General features: G+C 56.9%; 2 protein-coding genes and 2 pseudogenes. 1 reads left to right on the top strand and 3 read right to left on the bottom strand.

Features of this window, described 5'->3' with window-relative positions:
* Positions 1-140: 140 nt before the first annotated feature.
* A pseudogene (locus KH616_RS24590) lies at positions 141-296 on the bottom strand (IS3 family transposase); the annotation flags it as partial.
* Between the two features lie 343 nt (positions 297-639).
* Here KH616_RS24590 and KH616_RS24585 point away from each other — a divergent pair.
* Positions 640-798, top strand: coding sequence for a hypothetical protein (locus KH616_RS24585; protein ID WP_292253863.1), 159 nt, complete (start codon positions 640-642; stop codon positions 796-798).
* Here the strand turns inward: KH616_RS24585 and KH616_RS24580 are convergent.
* Together KH616_RS24580 and KH616_RS24575 are read right to left on the bottom strand one after the other, a co-directional pair.
* Positions 768-921: pseudogene (locus KH616_RS24580) on the bottom strand (IS6 family transposase); the annotation flags it as partial. The gene KH616_RS24585 and the pseudogene KH616_RS24580 sit on opposite strands and share 31 nt — an antisense overlap.
* 105 nt (positions 922-1,026) lie before the next feature.
* Positions 1,027-1,990, bottom strand: a 964-nt coding sequence (locus KH616_RS24575; protein ID WP_292253861.1) for a LysR family transcriptional regulator, incomplete at its 5' end; no start/stop codon positions are given.

The raw sequence follows: 1,990 nt of genomic DNA, 5'->3' as shown, positions 1-1,990 counted from the left end.
CACAGGCGTGGATCAACGGCCTGATGCAACCCGGCGCCGCGTCCAGCAATCGGTCTCAGGCGCTGGTACGGATCGGGGTGGCGACGCGATTCTAGGGCGAGGAATCCCCGTGTTTCCATCGTGTTCGGAAGTAGGAATAGAGCAGTCATGGCCAGCCGCTGTCTTGGCGTAAATCCGCCAAGAGCCATTTTCGAGCGGTCGTGATGGTACGTCGGTATCCAGTCGGTCGCGAAACGCTGCCCGTGGTCCAGATCTTCCCAGTGGTACAGCCACAGCCATTCGTACCGCCCGGTTCGCTTCGCATGCCAGGCGGATCAATGTATCCCGGCTCGCCACCACTCGCATGACTATCTCGCGCCGGCAAGCCAGCCACAACCTCATGGACCATGGGGACAAAACGGGGAAGACCATAGCGTTTTTGCAAACGCCTCCGCAATGATCTCAGCCTCAATCATCTCCTTGACTTACATCTTGCTCAGCCGGGGCGCTCTCCTCGTCCAACTCCTTCATCCGCGTGATCAGCGAGACATCCATGCCACAGTACTCTTAGCGCGACTTGTAGAACGTCGCCGGACCTATGCCGGGAGCCCGGCATAGGTCCGTACCGACCACCCCAACTCAACCCACTCGAGCACGTCCATGATTGAGCTGTCCATGAACCTCGACTTCTTCATTCCGTTGAATTCCCTCAACGAAAAAATTCTACGTCTTTCCACCGCTGATTTTTTGAGGGAATTACCCCAGCGTTTGACGAACTCCGACGTGCAGCGCTCCACCCAGCGCATGATTGCAGTGTAGGGAAAGGATAAGCCGCGTTCAGCCATCATCTCGATAAGATCGCACAGGCTGAGCTTGTAGCGCAGCACGCCATCGCACGCACAGTACGATGACTTCGCGGTCGAAATGACGCCCGTTGGACAACTATTCGAGATCTTGCGGCTTGCTCACTGGTTTGCGCTCGTCGAAAGCTCAAGGATGACAGACCGACGCATCAGAACTGCACCATAACCGCTTGCCGCTTTCATATCAATCCGTCGGTAGCTTATTAATACCGCGCAGGCGCAGCAACACCGATTCCCGACTGCCCTCGGCATCATCGTCCCAAGGCAGCGGAGGCGCGAAACACTCGACCAGAAAGTCGATGAAGGTTCGCACCTTTGTCGATACATGATGCGTCGGCGGATAAATCGCGGCAACGGTATAGGGCGGCTGCCGATATCCCGCCAGTATCGGCACGAGGGCGCCGGCGCGCAAAGCGTCGGCCACAAGAAAGATCGGCAACGAGACAATGCCGAGACCGGCAATCGCCATGTCCCGCAACGCGCCCCCGTGATTGATGACGATACGACTGCGCATCGAGACACTGACTGGGGAACTGTCCTTCTCCTCTGCCTCGAACTGCCACAGTCTGCTGGTGTGGACATAGGCATAATCAATGCACTGGTGATTGGCCAGTTGGGCAACGGTTCCAGGTACTCCATGGGAGTCGATGTACGAAGGGCTACAAACGACAACGCGCGGGCATTCGCAAAGCTTTCGGGCACGCAGGTTTGAGTCGCGCAGGTGGCCGATGCGGATTCCAATGTCATACCCTCCCTGGATGAGGTCGACCAAACGGTCTTCGTAATCGATAGCCAGTTCGAGGTCGGGATGCTGTCGTGCGAATTCGGCGATGACCGGGCCTAGATACATGGAGCCAAACGACATCGGGGCAGTAATGCGTAACTGACCTCGTAACGTCTTCTCCCGCCTGGCTGAGAGGCTCTCCGTCGTCAGGTTGATTTCATTTATGAGCGGGACCATCCGTTCATAGAAGGCATGACCGTTTTCGGTCGGCCTGACCTGGCGCGTGGAACGCTGGAAAAGCTCAACACCCAACGCCTCCTCCAGATCACTAATACGCTTGCTGATTACAGACTTGGATAGATTCATCCTTTCGGCCGCAGCGGTGATGCTGCCGGTTTCCATCACGCGGATAAACGTGAGGATG

Source organism: Burkholderia sp. (assembly GCF_018375725.1).
Classification (GTDB): domain Bacteria; phylum Pseudomonadota; class Gammaproteobacteria; order Burkholderiales; family Burkholderiaceae; genus Burkholderia.
This window is presented reverse-complemented; position numbering and strand designations above follow the sequence as displayed.